Origin of the sequence: Mariniflexile litorale, assembly GCF_031128465.2 — a bacterium.
GTDB classification, from domain to species: domain Bacteria; phylum Bacteroidota; class Bacteroidia; order Flavobacteriales; family Flavobacteriaceae; genus Mariniflexile; species Mariniflexile litorale.
Genome location: NZ_CP155618.1, coordinates 2,617,305 through 2,633,304 on the forward strand (window position 1 = coordinate 2,617,305; position 16,000 = coordinate 2,633,304).

The window sequence follows — 16,000 nt, forward strand, 5'->3', positions numbered from 1 at the left end:
GAAGAAAACAATATAAATATGATAAGGTATAAAAAAGGTGTTTTTTGCACGGTTTTGATGGCTGTTTGGATATGTAAATCTAACGGAAAATTGATACTATTAATATAATGAATAAAAAAATATTACAAATGATGTGAAAATTAATGAATTAGGGTTTGAATTTTACATTTTAATTTCTACCTTTGCAGCCCTCTTAAAAGAGGACTTTAAAATTTATATAGAATATATATGCCAACAATTTCACAATTAGTACGAATAGGAAGAACCAAAATAATCAAGAAGAGTAAATCGGTTGCTTTAGATTCGTGTCCACAACGTCGTGGGGTTTGTACGCGTGTTTACACTACTACACCAAAAAAACCTAACTCAGCAATGCGTAAAGTTGCTCGTGTTAGATTAACAAATGGTAATGAAGTAAATGCATACATCCCAGGTGAGGGTCACAATCTACAAGAGCACTCGATAGTATTGGTTAGAGGTGGAAGAGTAAAAGATTTACCAGGAGTTAGATATCACATCGTTCGTGGTGCCTTAGACACAGCAGGTGTTGCAGGTAGAACACAACGTAGATCTAAGTATGGTGCGAAGCGTCCTAAACCAGGACAAGCGGCAGCAGCTCCAGCAAAAGGTAAGAAAAAGTAATTAAAACTTTTATTAAGAAGAAGACATGAGAAAAAGAGCAGCAAAAAAGAGACCGCTTTTACCAGATCCACGCTTTAACGACCAGTTAGTAACTCGTTTCGTTAATATGATGATGTGGGATGGAAAGAAGTCTGTGGCTTTTAAAGTATTTTATGATGCGATTGACATTGTAGAATCAAAAAAAACAACAGAAGAAAAGACAGCTTTAGAAACTTGGAAAGATGCTTTGTCTAATGTGATGCCTCACGTAGAAGTACGTAGTCGTCGTGTTGGTGGTGCAACATTTCAAATTCCAATGCAAATTCGTCCAGACCGTAAAGTTTCTACAGCAATGAAATGGCTAATTAGCTATTCTCGTAAAAGAAATGAAAAATCTATGGCTCAACGTTTAGCTTCAGAAATTTTAGCAGCAGCTAAAGAAGAAGGAGCAGCGGTTAAGAAAAGAGTTGATACTCACAAAATGGCAGAAGCTAATAAAGCATTCTCTCACTTTAGATTTTAATACGACATGGCAAGAGATTTAAGATTAACAAGAAATATAGGTATTGCTGCACATATTGATGCAGGAAAAACCACAACAACAGAGCGTATTCTTTATTATACAGGTGTTTCTCATAAAATAGGTGAAGTACATGATGGTGCTGCAACTATGGACTGGATGGAGCAAGAGCAAGAGCGTGGTATTACTATCACTTCTGCAGCTACAACCTGTGAATGGGTGTTTCCAAAAGAAAATGGAGAGCCTACTGAAGAAGCTCAAGGTTATCATTTTAATATTATTGACACTCCAGGTCACGTTGATTTTACGGTTGAAGTAAATCGTTCATTACGTGTATTAGATGGTTTAGTATTCTTATTTAGTGCAGTTGATGGTGTTGAGCCACAATCTGAAACTAACTGGAGATTAGCTGATAACTATAAAGTGCCACGTATTGGTTTCGTAAATAAAATGGACCGTCAAGGTGCTAATTTTATGGACGTGTGTCAACAAGTAAAAGATATGTTGAAATCTAACGCAGTGCCAATCGTTTTAAACATTGGTGATGAGATAGATTTTAAAGGTATTGTTGATTTAGTAAAAAATAGAGCAATCGTTTGGCATGATGATACACAAGGGGCAACTTTTGATGTTATCGAAATACCAGAAGAATTAAAAGCTGAAGCAAAAATGCTTCGCGGTAAACTTATTGAAGAAGTTGCTGCGTATGATGAAAACTTGCTTGAGAAATATATGGAAGATGAAGATTCTATTACTGAAGACGAAGTGCATGCTGCACTTAGAGCTGCTGTAATGGATATGTCAATCATTCCAATGATTTGTGGATCATCATTCAAAAATAAAGGGGTACAATTCTTATTAGATGCTGTATGTCGTTATTTACCTTCTCCAATGGATAAAGAAGGAATTATTGGAACACACCCTGATACTGGAGCTGAAATATTGCGTAAACCATCTGTTTTAGAACCGTTTGCAGCATTAGCATTTAAAATTGCAACCGATCCTTATGTGGGACGTTTAGCTTTCTTCCGTGCTTATTCAGGTCGTTTAGATGCCGGTTCTTATGTTTTGAACAACCGTTCAGGAAATAAAGAACGTATTTCTAGAATCTATCAAATGCATGCTAATAAACAAAACGCTATCGATTATATTGAAGCAGGAGATATTGGTGCAGCAGTAGGTTTTAAGAGTATAAAAACTGGAGATACTTTATCAGATGAAAAACATCCAATAATTTTAGAAAGTATGAACTTCCCTGATCCCGTTATCGGTATCGCGGTAGAGCCTAAAACTAAAGCGGATGTTGATAAATTAGGAATGTCTTTAGCTAAATTAGCTGAGGAAGATCCAACATTTACTGTTAGAACAGATGAAGCTTCAGGACAAACTATTATTTCTGGAATGGGTGAGCTTCACTTAGATATTATTGTAGATCGTTTACGTCGTGAATTTAAAGTAGAAGTAAATCAAGGTGCACCACAAGTAGAATATAAAGAATCTATTACGCGTAAAGCTGAACATAGAGAAGTTTATAAAAAACAATCTGGTGGTCGTGGTAAATTTGCTGATATTGTATTCACACTTGAGCCAGCTGAAGAAGGTAAAATAGGATTAGAATTTATATCAGCTATTAAAGGTGGTAACGTTCCTAAAGAATTTATCCCTTCAATTGAAAAAGGATTTAAAATGGCTATGGTTAATGGACCATTAGCAGGATACGAAGTTGATGCTATGAAAGTAACATTAACTGATGGTTCTTACCATGATGTGGATTCTGATGCATTATCATTTGAATTAGCTGCAAAATTAGGTTTTAAAGCTGCTGCTAAGGCTGCTAAAGCTGTAATAATGGAGCCAATTATGAAACTTGAGGTACTTACACCTGAAGAAAATATGGGTGATATTGTTGGTGATTTAAACAGAAGAAGAGGACAAATGAGTGATATGGGTGACCGTGCAGGAGCAAAAACTGTAAAAGCAACGGTGCCATTATCTGAAATGTTTGGTTATGTAACTACATTAAGAACATTATCATCGGGTCGTGCAACATCAACTATGGAATTTTCACATTATGCTGAAACACCTTCAAATATATCTGAAACGGTTATTAAGGCAGCAAAAGGCGTTGAAGCTTAAAATTTAAGAAAATGAGTCAAAAAATCAGAATAAAATTAAAGTCTTACGATCACAATTTGGTAGATAAATCTGCTGATAAGATTGTTAAAACAGTAAAAAGTACAGGTGCGGTGGTAACAGGACCAATTCCATTACCAACAAACAAGAAAATTTTCACTGTATTACGTTCTCCACACGTAAATAAAAAGGCTAGAGAACAATTTCAATTAAGCTCTTACAAGAGATTATTAGATATTTATTCTTCGTCTTCAAAAACAATTGATGCTTTAATGAAACTTGAATTACCAAGTGGGGTTGAAGTAGAGATTAAAGTGTAAGTAAAAGTAAACATGTCCTTAACGATGGTTAAGGAAAAACGGTAAATACAATTCAAGGTTGAAATGTATTTTCAGCCTTGAATTTTTTAATAACAAATAGTAATAATTAATAAATAATAAATATGTCTGGGTTAATTGGAAAAAAAATCGGTATGACCAGCATCTTCGATGAAAATGGAAAAAACATTCCATGTACAGTAATCGAAGCTGGACCATGTATCGTTACCCAAGTCAGAACTGAAGAGGTTGACGGCTACAAAGCTGTTCAACTTGGTTTCGATGACGCGACAGAAAAAAGTGCTACTAAAGCGGACTTAGGTCACGCTAAAAAAGCAGGGACTTCTGTAAAACGCAAAATCGTTGAATTCAAAGGTTTTGATAAGGAGTACAAATTAGGTGATGCAATCACTGTTGAGCACTTCATTGAAGGTGAATTTGTTGATATATCTGGTATATCAAAAGGAAAAGGTTTCCAAGGTGTTGTAAAACGTCATGGATTTGGTGGAGTTGGTCAAGCAACTCACGGTCAACACAACCGTTTAAGAGCTCCTGGTTCTATTGGAGCTGCTTCATATCCTGCAAGAGTTTTTAAAGGAATGAAAATGGCAGGAAGAATGGGTACCGACTCAGTAAATGTTGAAAATTTAAGAGTTTTAAAAGTGGTAGCAGATAAAAATCTACTAGTTGTTAAAGGTTGTGTACCTGGGCATAAAAACTCTTATGTAATTATTAGAAAATAATGAAAGTAGCAGTTTTAGATATAAACGGAAAAGATACAGGTAGAAAGGCAGACCTTTCTCAAGATGTATTTGCTATTGAGCCTAATAATCACGCAGTATATTTGGATGTTAAACAATACTTAGCAAACCAAAGACAAGGAACTCACAAAGCTAAAGAGCGTGCTGAGATTTCTGGAAGTACTCGTAAGATTAAAAAGCAAAAAGGTACTGGTACCGCAAGAGCTGGAAGTATTAAGTCTGGAGTTTTCAAAGGTGGTGGTCGTATGTTCGGTCCAAGACCAAGAAATTACAGCTTCAAACTTAACAAAAATGTGAAGCGTTTAGCTCGTAAATCAGCCTTGAGTATAAAAGCAGGAGAACAATCAATTGTTGTGTTAGAAGATTTTAATTTTGATACAGTAAAAACTAAGAATTTTACTGCTATTTTAAAAGCACTAAACTTAGAAAACAAAAAATCTCTGTTTGTGTTGGGTGCGTCAAATAATAATGTATATTTGTCGTCACGCAATTTACAAGGCTCTGAAGTTGTAACTAGCTCAGAATTAAATACTTACAAGATTTTAAATGCAAATCAAGTTGTGCTTTTAGAAGGAGCTTTAGAAGGAATTGAAACAAATTTAAGTAAATAGAAACCATGAGTATCTTAATTAAACCTATAATCACAGAAAAAGCGACAGCAAATAGCGAGTTAAGAAACTGCTATACTTTCGCAGTGAAAACAAAGGCGAACAAGGTAGAAATCAAAAAAGCAGTGGAAGCTGCTTATGGTGTTTCTGTTGAAAAAGTTCGTACTATAAATGTCCGTCCAGATAGGAGTACCAAGTTTACAAAAACAGGTATCCAACATGGTAAAACAAATGCTGTTAAAAAAGCAATTGTACAACTGGCGGAAGGTGAAATGATTGATTTATACAGTAACATGTAATTAAAGACAGATGTCAGTAAGAAAATTAAAACCAATCACACCAGGACAGCGATTTAGAGTAGTAAATGGATTTGACGCCATTACTACTGATAAGCCGGAAAAGAGTTTACTCGTTCCGAATAAAAGGTCTGGTGGTAGAAACAGTCAAGGAAAAATGACCATGCGCTATATTGGTGGAGGTCATAAAAGAAAGTATCGTATTATCGATTTTAAACGTAATAAGGCAGGTATTCCAGCTGAAGTTAAGTCTATAGAATACGATCCAAACAGAACCGCTTTTATCGCATTATTGAATTATCAAGATGGCGAGAAAAGATACATCATTGCACAAAACGGTTTACAAGTAGGTCAAACTGTAGTTTCAGGAGAAAATGTTGCTCCAGAAATTGGAAATGCAATGCCACTTAGTCAAATTCCATTAGGAACTATTATTTCTTGTGTAGAATTACGTCCAGGACAAGGAGCTATAATGGCTCGTAGTGCTGGTGCTTTTGCTCAATTAATGGCAAGAGATGGTAAATTTGCTACTATTAAATTACCGTCTGGTGAGACAAGATTAATTCTTGTTAATTGTTTAGCAACTATAGGTGTTGTGTCTAATTCAGATCATCAATTGTTAGTGTCTGGTAAAGCAGGTAGAACAAGATGGTTAGGAAGACGCCCACGTACTAGACCAGTAGTAATGAATCCTGTTGATCACCCTATGGGAGGTGGTGAAGGTAAATCTTCTGGAGGACATCCTCGTTCAAGAAACGGTATACCAGCTAAAGGATATAGAACTCGTTCTAAAAAGAATGCAAGTAATAAATATATTGTAGAACGTAGAAAGAAATAAGACATGGCAAGATCATTAAAAAAAGGACCTTACGTTCATTATAAATTAGAGAAAAAAGTGGCTGATAATGTTGAAGCTAATAAAAAAACGGTAATCAAAACGTGGTCTAGAGCCTCTATGATTACTCCGGATTTTGTTGGACAAACGATCGCAGTTCACAATGGCCGCCAATTTGTACCAGTATATGTTACTGAAAATATGGTAGGTCATAAATTAGGAGAATTTTCACCAACACGTTCATTCCGTGGACATGCAGGTGCTAAAAATAAAGGTAAAAAGTAGTAAGCTATGGGAAGTCGTAAAAAACAAATGGCAGACGCTATTAAGGAAGCAAAGAAGGAAATCGCTTTTGCAAAACTTAATAATTGTCCTACGTCACCGAGAAAAATGCGTTTAGTAGCCGATTTAGTAAGAGGTGAAAAAGTAGAAAAAGCTCTTAATATCTTAAAATTCAATCAAAAGGAAGCTTCAGGTAAGCTAGAGAAATTGCTTTTATCGGCAATTGCTAACTGGCAGTCTAAAAATGAAGAAGCTAGCATTGAAGATGCTGAGTTGATTGTAAAAGAAATTAGAGTAGATGGAGGAGCAATGTTAAAAAGATTGCGTCCAGCACCACAAGGTCGTGCACACAGAATAAGAAAACGTTCAAACCACGTAACAATCGTAGTTGGAGCTAACAATAACACACAAAGCTAAGATAGACAATGGGACAAAAAACAAATCCAATCGGAAATCGCTTAGGTATTATCAGAGGATGGGAATCTAACTGGTATGGAGGTAATGATTATGGAGATAAGCTTGCCGAAGACGATAAGATTAGAAAATACGTACATGTACGTTTAGCTAAAGCTAGTGTAAGTAGAGTAATTATTGAAAGAACTTTAAAACTTGTAACCGTTACTATCACAACGGCTCGTCCAGGTATCATTATTGGTAAAGGCGGTCAAGAGGTAGACAAGTTAAAAGAAGAGCTTAAAAAAATTACTGGAAAAGAAGTTCAGATTAATATTTTTGAAATTAAAAGACCTGAACTTGATGCATTTTTAGTAGGAACTAGCATTGCTCGTCAAATTGAAAATAGAATTTCATACCGTCGTGCTATAAAAATGGCTATTGCTGCTACTATGCGTATGAATGCTGAAGGAATTAAAGTTCAAATTAGTGGTCGTTTGAATGGTGCTGAAATGGCACGTTCAGAACACTACAAAGAAGGACGTATTCCTTTATCAACCTTTAGAGCCGATATTGATTATGCACTTGTTGAGGCACACACTACTTATGGTAGGTTAGGTGTGAAAGTGTGGATTATGAAAGGTGAAGTATATGGTAAAAGAGAACTTTCTCCGCTAGTTGGATTGTCCAAGAAGCAAGGAAAGGCAGGTGCAGGAGCACCACGTGGAGGAAATAATTCTAAACCACGTCGTAGAAAGTAATTTTTTATAAAGTAAAGAAAAATGTTACAGCCTAAAAGAACAAAATTTCGTAAGCAACAAAAAGGACGTATGAAAGGGATCTCGCAAAGAGGTCACCAACTTTCAAATGGAACTTTTGGTATAAAATCACTCGACTCTGAGTTTTTAACATCGCGTCAAATAGAAGCTGCACGTATTGCTGCTACACGTTACATGAAAAGAGAAGGGCAACTTTGGATTAAAATATTTCCAGACAAGCCAATTACAAAGAAACCTCTTGAAGTACGTATGGGTAAAGGTAAAGGTGCTGTTGAGTATTGGGTAGCGGTTGTTAAACCAGGAAGAATGCTTTTTGAAGTAGGAGGAGTATCGTTAGACATCGCTAAAGAAGCGTTACGTTTAGCAGCTCAAAAACTACCAGTAAAAACTAAGTTTATCATTGCTCGCGATTACGAAGCATAATTTATTTGATATTATGAAACAATCAGAAATTAAAGAATTATCAGTAGCCGAGTTACAAGAGAAACTTGGTGAAACAAAAAAGAGTTATTCAGACCTAAAATTAGCTCATGCAATATCTCCTTTAGAAAATCCAATCCAGTTACGTAACATAAGACGTTCGGTAGCTAGAATTGCGACAGAATTAACTAAAAGAGAATTACAATAATTCGGCTACAAGATGGAAACAAGAAATTTAAGAAAAGAACGTATAGGAGTTGTTACTAGTAACAAAATGCAAAAATCAATAGTTGTTGCAGAGGTTAAAAAAGTGAAACACCCTATGTATGGTAAGTTCGTGTTAAAAACAAAAAAATATGTTGCACACGACGAAACAAACGATTGTAATATTGGAGATACTGTAAGAATCATGGAAACACGACCTTTAAGTAAATCTAAATGTTGGAGATTAGTTGAAATCATAGAAAGAGCTAAATAATTATGGTACAGCAAGAATCAAGATTAAAAGTAGCAGATAACACTGGAGCAAAGGAAGTTTTAACTATCCGTGTTTTAGGTGGTACTAAAAGAAGATATGCATCTGTAGGAGACAAAATTGTTGTTTCTATAAAAGACGCAACACCTAATGGAAACATTAAAAAAGGTGCTGTATCTACTGCAGTTGTTGTTCGTACTAGAAAAGAAGTAAGAAGACCAGACGGATCTTATATTAGATTTGATGATAATGCATGTGTGCTTTTAAATCCTCAAGGGGAGATGAGAGGAACACGCGTATTTGGTCCTGTTGCTAGAGAACTTCGTGATAAACAATTCATGAAAATTGTATCATTAGCACCAGAGGTGCTTTAATACATCAATTTAAGATGACAAAGCTTAAAATAAAAACTGGAGATACTGTTAAAGTAATTGCTGGAGACCATAAAGGTTCTGAAGGTAAAGTACAAAAAGTATTAATAGACAAGAACAAAGCGATTGTTGAGGGTATTAACATGGTTAAGAAACATACTAAACCAAGTGCTAAAAACCCTCAAGGAGGAATCGTTGAAAAAGAAGCTCCTATGCATATTTCAAATTTATCGTTGTTAACTTCTAAAGGAGAAACAACAAGAATTGGATATAGAGTAGAAGGCGATAAAAAAGTAAGATTTTCAACAAAATCTAATGAAGTAATATAGTTATGGCATATTCACCGAGACTTAAAGAAGAGTATAAAAGCAGAGTAATTGCAGCTCTTACAGACGAATTTGGATATAAAAATGTGATGCAAGTTCCTAAACTAAAAAAGATAGTAATATCTAAAGGTGTTGGAGCGGCAGTAGCAGACAAAAAGTTAATCGACTACGCAGTAGAAGAAGTAACTACTATATCTGGACAAAAAGCAATAGCTACAATATCTAAAAAAGATGTTGCATCTTTCAAATTACGTAAAGGGATGCCAATTGGTGTTAAAGTTACTTTACGAGGAGAAAGAATGTATGAATTTTTAGATCGTTTAGTTACTTCAGCCTTACCACGTGTAAGAGATTTTAATGGAATTAAAGCTACAGGATTTGACGGACGTGGTAACTACAATTTAGGAGTTACTGAACAAATTATATTTCCAGAGATAAATATTGATAAAGTTAATAAAATCTCAGGTATGGATATTACATTTGTAACATCTGCTGAAACTGATAAAGAAGCAAAATCGTTATTAACCGAATTAGGATTACCTTTTCAAAAGAACTAAGTTATGGCTAAAGAATCAATGAAAGCCCGCGAGGTAAAAAGAGCTAAAACAGTAGCTAAATATGCTGAAAAACGTAAAGCTTTAAAAGAAGCTGGAGATTATGAAGCATTACAAAAGTTACCCAAAAATGCTTCTCCTGTTCGTATGCATAATAGATGTAAATTAACAGGTAGACCTAGAGGATATATGAGAACATTTGGAGTGTCTCGTGTAACTTTTAGAGAAATGGCTAATAATGGTCTTATTCCAGGGGTAAGAAAAGCAAGTTGGTAATATTATTTAAATAATCGGATTTAAGGTTCGGAATATTCCGAAAACCAAGATCACAAATCAATTCATTATGTACACAGATCCAATAGCGGATTATTTGACAAGAATTAGAAATGCAGTGCGTGCTAGCCACAGAGTGGTTGAGATCCCAGCATCTAATCTTAAAAAAGACATTACTAAAATATTATTCGAACAAGGATATATTTTAAGTTACAAGTTTGATGACTCTTCAGTACAAGGTACTATTAAAATAGCACTTAAGTACAATAAAGACACTAAAGAGCCTGTAATAAAACAGATTCAAAGAATAAGTAAACCAGGTTTACGTAAATACGCAAGTTCAAAAGAACTTCCTAGAATTCTTAATGGTTTAGGTATTGCCATTGTCTCTACTTCTCATGGAGTAATGACAGGTAAACAAGCAAAAAGAGATAATGTAGGTGGCGAAGTATTGTGTTACGTTTACTAAAAAGATAAGATATGTCAAGAATAGGTAATAACCCAGTAGTAATTCCAGAAGGCGTTACAGTTGATATAAACGACGGAATAGTTACAGTAAAAGGAAAATTAGGAGAATTAACTCAAAATTTCGATTCTGTAAATATTAAAGTTGAAGATGGAAATGTTTTAGTAACACGTTCTTCGGATTCTAAAGATCAAAAAGCAAAACATGGTTTATATAGATCATTAATGCGTAACATGATTGAAGGCGTTTCTAAAGGATGGACTAAAGAATTAGAATTAGTAGGTGTAGGGTATAGAGCTAGTAACCAAGGTCAAAAATTGGAATTAGCTTTAGGATTTTCTCATGCTATCGTTATGAGTTTAGCTCCAGAAGTTAAATTAGAAACAGTAAGTGAAAAAGGAAAAAACCCTATTATAAAACTAACTTCACATGATAAACAACTTGTAGGTCAAGTAGCTGCAAAGATTCGTGGTTTTAGACCACCAGAGCCTTATAAAGGTAAAGGGGTTAAGTTTGTTGGTGAGGTATTAAGAAGAAAAGCAGGTAAATCAGCTTAATAATTAAGTTATGGCATTGACAAAATACGAAAGAAGAATAAGAATTAAAAGCAGAATACGTAAGATAGTTTCTGGTACAGAAGCTAGACCGAGATTAACTGTTTTTAGAAGTAATAAAGAAATTTATGCTCAAGTTGTAGATGATGTAACGGGTGTTACTCTTAGTGCAGCATCTTCAAGAGATAAAGATATTAGTTCTGCAAAAGCAACTAAAATTGAAGTAGCTAAATTAGTAGGTAAGTCACTTGCTGAAAAAGCTTTAAAGGCAGGTATAGAGACTATCGCTTTTGATAGAGGTGGTTATTTATACCATGGTAGAGTAAAATCATTAGCTGAAGGAGCTAGAGAAGCAGGACTTAAATTCTAAGAAATTATGTTTAAAAAATATAAAAGTGCAGAATTAGTAAAACCAGGTGGATTAGATCTTAAAGATCGTTTAGTTGGTGTACAAAGAGTTACAAAAGTAACTAAAGGTGGTAGAGCATTTGGTTTCTCAGCAATTGTAGTAGTTGGTGACGAAGCGGGTGTTGTAGGACAAGGTTTAGGGAAATCTAAAGATGTAGCTAGTGCAATTGCAAAAGCTATTGAAGATGCTAAGAAAAACCTGGTTCGTATTCCTTTAAAAGGAAAAACATTACCACATGAACAAAAAGGTAAATATGGTGGAGCAAGAGTAAACATTATTCCTGCTGCTAAAGGTACAGGTGTAATTGCTGGTGGCGCTGTAAGAACAGTACTTGAAGCAGTTGGTGTACACGATGTATTATCAAAATCTCAAGGATCTTCAAATCCTCACAACGTTGTAAAAGCAACTTTTGATGCTTTATTGCAATTAAGAGATGCCAATACAATTGCTCGAGACCGAGGTATTTCACTTGAACAAGTATTTAAAGCTTAATACAGACAGAGATGGCAAAAATTAAAGTAACAAAAGTTAAAAGCGCAATCAATTGTCCGCTAAGACAAAAACGAGTATTAATATCTCTAGGTCTTAAAAAGATCGGTCAGGTAAAAGAGCACGAAGCTACATCAAGTATTCTTGGTATGGTAAGTAAAGTAAATCACTTAGTTTCTGTTGAAGAAATTAAATAATAATATACTGAAAAATGGATTTAAGTAATTTAAAACCTGCAGAAGGTTCAGTTAAAAATCAAGGAAAAAGAATAGGACGTGGACAAGGTTCTGGTAAAGGTGGTACGGCAACTCGTGGCCACAAAGGTGCTAAATCTCGTTCTGGTTATTCTAAGAAAGTAGGTTTTGAAGGAGGTCAAATGCCACTTCAAAGACGTGTTCCTAAATTTGGTTTTACTAACATTAACCGCGTAGAATATCAAGGTATTAATTTAGATACTTTGCAACAATTAGCCGACGATAAAAAAATTGGTGATACCGTAGATTTTGAAACGCTATTCACTAACGGTTTAATTGGAAAAAACGATCTAGTTAAAATATTAGGTAGAGGTGAGTTAAAAGCAAAATTAAAAGTATCAGCACATAAATTTACTGCTTCAGCAAAAGCTGCTATCGAAGCTGCTGGAGGAGAAGCTGTAACGTTATAAGACCTTATTATAAGTATGAAATTTATAGAATCGTTAAAGAATGTTTGGAAAATAGAAGAACTAAGAAACAGAATCATAGTTACACTTGGTTTATTATTGGTTTACCGTTTTGGTGCTCAAGTAGTTCTCCCAGGTATTGATGCTGCTCAATTAGACGGTTTAGCAGATAGTACTGATAGTGGTTTGTTAGGGCTATTAAATGCCTTTACAGGTGGAGCTTTTGCAAATGCTTCGGTTTTTGCATTAGGTATTATGCCTTACATTTCTGCTTCTATTGTTGTTCAGTTAATGGGAATAGCAATTCCATATTTACAGAAACTACAAAAAGAAGGCGCTAGTGGTCAAAAGAAAATCAATCAAATTACACGTTGGTTAACCATTGCTATCTGTTTGCTACAAGCTCCGGGTTATTTGGCTAGCTTACCACAATTAGGGATACCAGCAAGCGCATTTTTATTGGGTACTGGACCATTATTTTATTTCTCTTCTGTAACTATTTTAGTAACAGGTTGTATCTTTGCGATGTGGTTAGGAGAAAAAATAACAGATAAAGGTATTGGTAATGGTATTTCCTTATTGATTATGGTTGGTATTATTGCAAGACTACCTGCATCATTTCTTCAAAATGCAGCAACAAGACTAGAGGGTAATAATGTGATGCTTATTCTTTTTGAATTAGTATTATGGTTTGCTATCATTCTTGGTTGTATCATGCTTGTTATGGCTGTTAGAAAAATAGCAGTACAATATGCAAGAAGAACAGCGACTGGCGATTATGAAAAAAGTGCTATGGCAGGTTCTAGACAGTACATTCCATTAAAATTAAATGCTTCAGGAGTAATGCCTATTATATTTGCACAAGCAATCATGTTTGTACCAAGCTTAATTGGAGGGTCTTCTTTATTAAAGGAAACAGCAACAGGGGCATGGATGCAAACAAATTATTCTGATATGTTTGGATTTTGGTATAGTGTAACTTTTGCTTTATTAATTATTGTATTTACATATTTTTATACAGCAATTACGGTACCAACAAACAAGATGGCAGACGATTTAAAACGTAGTGGTGGTTTCATTCCTGGTATTCGTCCAGGTTCGGAAACTTCTGAATATTTAGATAAAATAATGTCTCAAATAACCTTACCAGGTTCTATATTTCTAGCATTTATTGCTGTGTTCCCAGCGTTAATAGTTAAAATTATGGGTGTTCAACAAGGCTGGGCATTATTTTTTGGTGGCACTTCATTAATTATTTTAGTGGGTGTAGCTATAGATACTATGCAACAAGTAAATTCTTACTTGCTAAATAGACACTACGATGGCTTGATGAAAACAGGTAAAAATAGAAAGGCACTAGCTTAATATTATACTATGGCAAAACAATCAGCAATAGAGCAAGACGGTACCATCATAGAAGCATTATCAAATGCGATGTTCCGTGTTGAGTTAGAGAATGGTCACATTGTGACAGCACATATTTCGGGTAAGATGCGTATGCATTACATTAAATTATTACCAGGAGATAAAGTGAAATTAGAAATGAGTCCTTATGATTTATCTAAGGCAAGAATAACTTATAGATACTAACACAGATGAAAGTAAGAGCATCAGTAAAAAAGAGAAGTGCAGATTGTATAATCGTACGTAGAAAAGGTAGACTTTACGTGATAAACAAAAAGAATCCTAGATTTAAACAAAGACAAGGGTAATTATGGCAAGAATTGCAGGTGTAGACATACCAAAAAACAAAAGAGGAGTTATCGCTTTAACTTATATCTACGGGGTAGGTAGAAGTAGAGCCAAAGAAATATTAGCAGAAGCTAATGTTGATGAAAGTATAAAAGTTCAAGATTGGAACGATGACCAGATTAGTGGTATTCGTGAAGCTGTTGGTACTTTTACTATCGAAGGTGAATTACGTTCTGAAATTCAATTGAACATTAAACGTTTAATGGATATTGGATGTTACAGAGGCATTCGTCACAGATCGGGGCTTCCGTTAAGAGGGCAACGTACAAAAAACAACTCTAGAACTAGAAAAGGTAGAAGAAAAACTGTTGCTAACAAGAAAAAAGCAACTAAATAACAATTAGTCTTTAGTATTTAGACGTTGGAAGGAATCTGTTTGAAATTTAAAAGGTTTAGGATTCTAGCGACTATCAACTATAACTGAAAACTATAAACAATGGCAAAAACAAATACAAAGAGTACTAAAAAACGTAAAGTTATAGTAGACTCTGTTGGAGAAGCACATGTTACTGCTTCTTTCAATAACATCATTATTTCACTTACCAATAAAAAAGGAGACGTTATCTCATGGTCGTCTGCTGGTAAAATGGGATTTAGAGGTTCAAAGAAAAACACACCTTACGCTGCTCAATTAGCTGCTGAAGATGCTGCAGGAGTGGCTCAAGAAGCTGGTTTGAAAAAAGTAAAAGTTTACGTTAAAGGTCCGGGTAATGGTAGAGAATCTGCTATCCGTTCTATTCATAATGCAGGTATAGAGGTAACAGAGATTATTGATGTTACTCCATTACCTCATAATGGATGTCGTCCTCCAAAGCGTAGAAGAGTATAAAAATTTTATACATTATAATAAAAATTAATATCAGCTATTTTTAATAGTTGATATTAATTTTTTATGTGTAAATTTGCAAACTGAAAAAATATTATTAACAAGTATCAAAAAGAGATCAACGATTATCGAAGGATAAGATTAAGACCTTAATTCATAATCACTCTTAAAAAAACAATTTAAAATGGCAAGATATACTGGTCCTAAAACTAAAATAGCTCGAAAATTTGGTGAAGCTATATTTGGAGAAGATAAATCTTTTGAAAAAAGAAATTACCCTCCAGGTCAACACGGTAACGCAAGACGTCGTGGAAAAAAATCTGAATACGCAATCCAATTAATGGAGAAACAAAAAGCAAAATACACTTATGGTATTTTAGAGCGTCAATTTAGAGGTTTGTTTAAAAAAGCTAGAGCTGCACAAGGAATTACTGGTGAAGTTTTATTACAATTATGTGAGTCTAGATTAGATAACGTAGTATTCAGAATGGGAATTTCTCCTTCTAGAAGCGGTGCTAGGCAATTAGTATCTCACAGACACATTACAGTAAATGGAGAGTTGGTAAATATACCTTCTTACCAATTAAAAGCAGGTGATGTTGTTGCTGTTAGAGAAAAATCTAAATCTCTTGAAGCTATCACAAATTCTTTAGCGAACTCAAGTCATGTTTATGAATGGATTACTTGGAATGATGATACAAAACTAGGAACATATGTTTCTGTTCCTGCAAGAATTCAAATTCCAGAAAACATAAACGAACAATTCATCGTCGAATTATATTCTAAATAATAAATTAATCATATTGGTATTTAGCCAAAGGGTTTATTTGTACTTCTTCAAACTTATAAACCGCGCAACTAAATAACAATTAAAACGAA

Annotated in this window: 30 protein-coding genes; all 30 read left to right on the plus strand. The window is 34.5% G+C overall.

Annotated features, from left to right (window positions below; all coding sequences use genetic code 11):
* Positions 1 to 228 precede the first annotated feature (228 nt).
* The 30 genes from rpsL (at position 229) to rpsD (ending at position 15,911) form a co-directional block, all read left to right on the plus strand.
* Positions 229 to 642: a 30S ribosomal protein S12 gene (gene rpsL, locus QLS71_RS10695; protein ID WP_308992964.1), complete on the plus strand. Its 414-nt coding sequence runs from the start codon at positions 229 to 231 to the stop codon at positions 640 to 642.
* 25 nt (positions 643 to 667) lie between these two features.
* Positions 668 to 1,144, plus strand: coding sequence for a 30S ribosomal protein S7 (gene rpsG, locus QLS71_RS10700; protein ID WP_308992965.1), 477 nt, complete (start codon positions 668 to 670; stop codon positions 1,142 to 1,144).
* Positions 1,145 to 1,150: 6 nt separating this feature from the next.
* Positions 1,151 to 3,277 carry an elongation factor G gene (gene fusA, locus QLS71_RS10705; protein WP_308992966.1) on the plus strand — a complete coding sequence of 709 codons (2,127 nt, stop codon included), beginning with the start codon at positions 1,151 to 1,153 and terminating at the stop codon, positions 3,275 to 3,277.
* 11 nt (positions 3,278 to 3,288) lie between these two features.
* Positions 3,289 to 3,594 carry a 30S ribosomal protein S10 gene (gene rpsJ / locus QLS71_RS10710; RefSeq protein ID WP_111309258.1) on the plus strand — a complete coding sequence of 102 codons (306 nt, stop codon included), beginning with the start codon at positions 3,289 to 3,291 and terminating at the stop codon, positions 3,592 to 3,594.
* Between the two features lie 122 nt (positions 3,595 to 3,716).
* Positions 3,717 to 4,334: a 50S ribosomal protein L3 gene (gene rplC / locus QLS71_RS10715; RefSeq protein WP_308992967.1), complete on the plus strand. Its 618-nt coding sequence runs from the start codon at positions 3,717 to 3,719 to the stop codon at positions 4,332 to 4,334.
* Positions 4,334 to 4,963, plus strand: coding sequence for a 50S ribosomal protein L4 (gene rplD / locus QLS71_RS10720; protein WP_308992968.1), 630 nt, complete (start codon positions 4,334 to 4,336; stop codon positions 4,961 to 4,963). Before rplC ends, rplD begins: the two co-directional genes overlap by 1 nt.
* Positions 4,964 to 4,968: 5 nt before the next feature.
* Positions 4,969 to 5,259 (plus strand): 50S ribosomal protein L23, encoded by a 291-nt coding sequence (gene rplW, locus QLS71_RS10725; protein ID WP_072399589.1) that lies wholly within the window; start codon positions 4,969 to 4,971, stop codon positions 5,257 to 5,259.
* 10 nt (positions 5,260 to 5,269) lie between these two features.
* The gene (rplB, locus tag QLS71_RS10730) at positions 5,270 to 6,094 is read left to right on the plus strand and encodes a 50S ribosomal protein L2 (RefSeq protein ID WP_117172453.1); all 825 of its coding nucleotides are present in this window, start codon (positions 5,270 to 5,272) and stop codon (positions 6,092 to 6,094) included.
* A 3-nt stretch (positions 6,095 to 6,097) separates the two neighbouring features.
* Positions 6,098 to 6,376, plus strand: a complete 279-nt coding sequence (gene rpsS / locus QLS71_RS10735) for a 30S ribosomal protein S19 (RefSeq protein WP_028283873.1) — start codon at positions 6,098 to 6,100, stop codon at positions 6,374 to 6,376.
* 6 nt (positions 6,377 to 6,382) lie between these two features.
* The gene (gene rplV / locus QLS71_RS10740; protein WP_308992969.1) at positions 6,383 to 6,790 is read left to right on the plus strand and encodes a 50S ribosomal protein L22; all 408 of its coding nucleotides are present in this window, start codon (positions 6,383 to 6,385) and stop codon (positions 6,788 to 6,790) included.
* Positions 6,791 to 6,798: 8 nt separating this feature from the next.
* Entirely contained in the window at positions 6,799 to 7,527 is a 729-nt protein-coding gene (gene rpsC / locus QLS71_RS10745) for a 30S ribosomal protein S3 (RefSeq protein WP_308992970.1), read from the plus strand.
* A 21-nt stretch (positions 7,528 to 7,548) separates the two neighbouring features.
* Positions 7,549 to 7,968 (plus strand): 50S ribosomal protein L16, encoded by a 420-nt coding sequence (gene rplP / locus QLS71_RS10750; RefSeq protein WP_308992971.1) that lies wholly within the window; start codon positions 7,549 to 7,551, stop codon positions 7,966 to 7,968.
* A gap of 13 nt (positions 7,969 to 7,981) precedes the next feature.
* Positions 7,982 to 8,173, plus strand: coding sequence for a 50S ribosomal protein L29 (gene rpmC / locus QLS71_RS10755; protein ID WP_304386791.1), 192 nt, complete (start codon positions 7,982 to 7,984; stop codon positions 8,171 to 8,173).
* A gap of 12 nt (positions 8,174 to 8,185) precedes the next feature.
* Positions 8,186 to 8,443: a 30S ribosomal protein S17 gene (rpsQ, locus tag QLS71_RS10760; RefSeq protein ID WP_117172447.1), complete on the plus strand. Its 258-nt coding sequence runs from the start codon at positions 8,186 to 8,188 to the stop codon at positions 8,441 to 8,443.
* A gap of 2 nt (positions 8,444 to 8,445) precedes the next feature.
* A complete protein-coding gene (gene rplN, locus QLS71_RS10765) occupies positions 8,446 to 8,814 on the plus strand; it encodes a 50S ribosomal protein L14 (protein WP_308992972.1) in 369 nt (122 codons plus the stop codon).
* Positions 8,815 to 8,828: 14 nt separating this feature from the next.
* A complete protein-coding gene (gene rplX, locus QLS71_RS10770; protein WP_308992973.1) occupies positions 8,829 to 9,140 on the plus strand; it encodes a 50S ribosomal protein L24 in 312 nt (103 codons plus the stop codon).
* A 2-nt stretch (positions 9,141 to 9,142) separates the two neighbouring features.
* The gene (gene rplE / locus QLS71_RS10775) at positions 9,143 to 9,694 is read left to right on the plus strand and encodes a 50S ribosomal protein L5 (protein ID WP_308992974.1); all 552 of its coding nucleotides are present in this window, start codon (positions 9,143 to 9,145) and stop codon (positions 9,692 to 9,694) included.
* 3 nt (positions 9,695 to 9,697) lie between these two features.
* A complete protein-coding gene (gene rpsN, locus QLS71_RS10780) occupies positions 9,698 to 9,967 on the plus strand; it encodes a 30S ribosomal protein S14 (protein WP_308992975.1) in 270 nt (89 codons plus the stop codon).
* A gap of 67 nt (positions 9,968 to 10,034) precedes the next feature.
* Positions 10,035 to 10,433 (plus strand): 30S ribosomal protein S8, encoded by a 399-nt coding sequence (gene rpsH, locus QLS71_RS10785; RefSeq protein ID WP_308992976.1) that lies wholly within the window; start codon positions 10,035 to 10,037, stop codon positions 10,431 to 10,433.
* An 11-nt stretch (positions 10,434 to 10,444) separates the two neighbouring features.
* Entirely contained in the window at positions 10,445 to 10,987 is a 543-nt protein-coding gene (gene rplF / locus QLS71_RS10790; RefSeq protein ID WP_308992977.1) for a 50S ribosomal protein L6, read from the plus strand.
* A 10-nt stretch (positions 10,988 to 10,997) separates the two neighbouring features.
* The gene (gene rplR, locus QLS71_RS10795; RefSeq protein WP_308992978.1) at positions 10,998 to 11,354 is read left to right on the plus strand and encodes a 50S ribosomal protein L18; all 357 of its coding nucleotides are present in this window, start codon (positions 10,998 to 11,000) and stop codon (positions 11,352 to 11,354) included.
* Between the two features lie 6 nt (positions 11,355 to 11,360).
* On the plus strand, positions 11,361 to 11,885 hold the full coding sequence (gene rpsE, locus QLS71_RS10800; protein ID WP_308992979.1) for a 30S ribosomal protein S5: 525 nt from the start codon (positions 11,361 to 11,363) through the stop codon (positions 11,883 to 11,885).
* Between the two features lie 11 nt (positions 11,886 to 11,896).
* Positions 11,897 to 12,079 (plus strand): 50S ribosomal protein L30, encoded by a 183-nt coding sequence (gene rpmD / locus QLS71_RS10805; protein WP_117172439.1) that lies wholly within the window; start codon positions 11,897 to 11,899, stop codon positions 12,077 to 12,079.
* 14 nt (positions 12,080 to 12,093) lie between these two features.
* Positions 12,094 to 12,546: a 50S ribosomal protein L15 gene (gene rplO / locus QLS71_RS10810; protein ID WP_308992980.1), complete on the plus strand. Its 453-nt coding sequence runs from the start codon at positions 12,094 to 12,096 to the stop codon at positions 12,544 to 12,546.
* Between the two features lie 15 nt (positions 12,547 to 12,561).
* Positions 12,562 to 13,908: a preprotein translocase subunit SecY gene (gene secY / locus QLS71_RS10815; RefSeq protein ID WP_308992981.1), complete on the plus strand. Its 1,347-nt coding sequence runs from the start codon at positions 12,562 to 12,564 to the stop codon at positions 13,906 to 13,908.
* 9 nt (positions 13,909 to 13,917) lie between these two features.
* Positions 13,918 to 14,133 carry a translation initiation factor IF-1 gene (gene infA / locus QLS71_RS10820; protein ID WP_091390524.1) on the plus strand — a complete coding sequence of 72 codons (216 nt, stop codon included), beginning with the start codon at positions 13,918 to 13,920 and terminating at the stop codon, positions 14,131 to 14,133.
* Positions 14,134 to 14,138: 5 nt separating this feature from the next.
* Entirely contained in the window at positions 14,139 to 14,255 is a 117-nt protein-coding gene (gene ykgO, locus QLS71_RS10825; protein ID WP_074961360.1) for a type B 50S ribosomal protein L36, read from the plus strand.
* Between the two features lie 2 nt (positions 14,256 to 14,257).
* Positions 14,258 to 14,632: a 30S ribosomal protein S13 gene (gene rpsM, locus QLS71_RS10830; RefSeq protein WP_304386778.1), complete on the plus strand. Its 375-nt coding sequence runs from the start codon at positions 14,258 to 14,260 to the stop codon at positions 14,630 to 14,632.
* A gap of 99 nt (positions 14,633 to 14,731) precedes the next feature.
* On the plus strand, positions 14,732 to 15,124 hold the full coding sequence (rpsK, locus tag QLS71_RS10835; protein WP_308992982.1) for a 30S ribosomal protein S11: 393 nt from the start codon (positions 14,732 to 14,734) through the stop codon (positions 15,122 to 15,124).
* A gap of 181 nt (positions 15,125 to 15,305) precedes the next feature.
* Positions 15,306 to 15,911, plus strand: a complete 606-nt coding sequence (rpsD, locus tag QLS71_RS10840) for a 30S ribosomal protein S4 (protein WP_308992983.1) — start codon at positions 15,306 to 15,308, stop codon at positions 15,909 to 15,911.
* Positions 15,912 to 16,000: the final 89 nt, after the last annotated feature.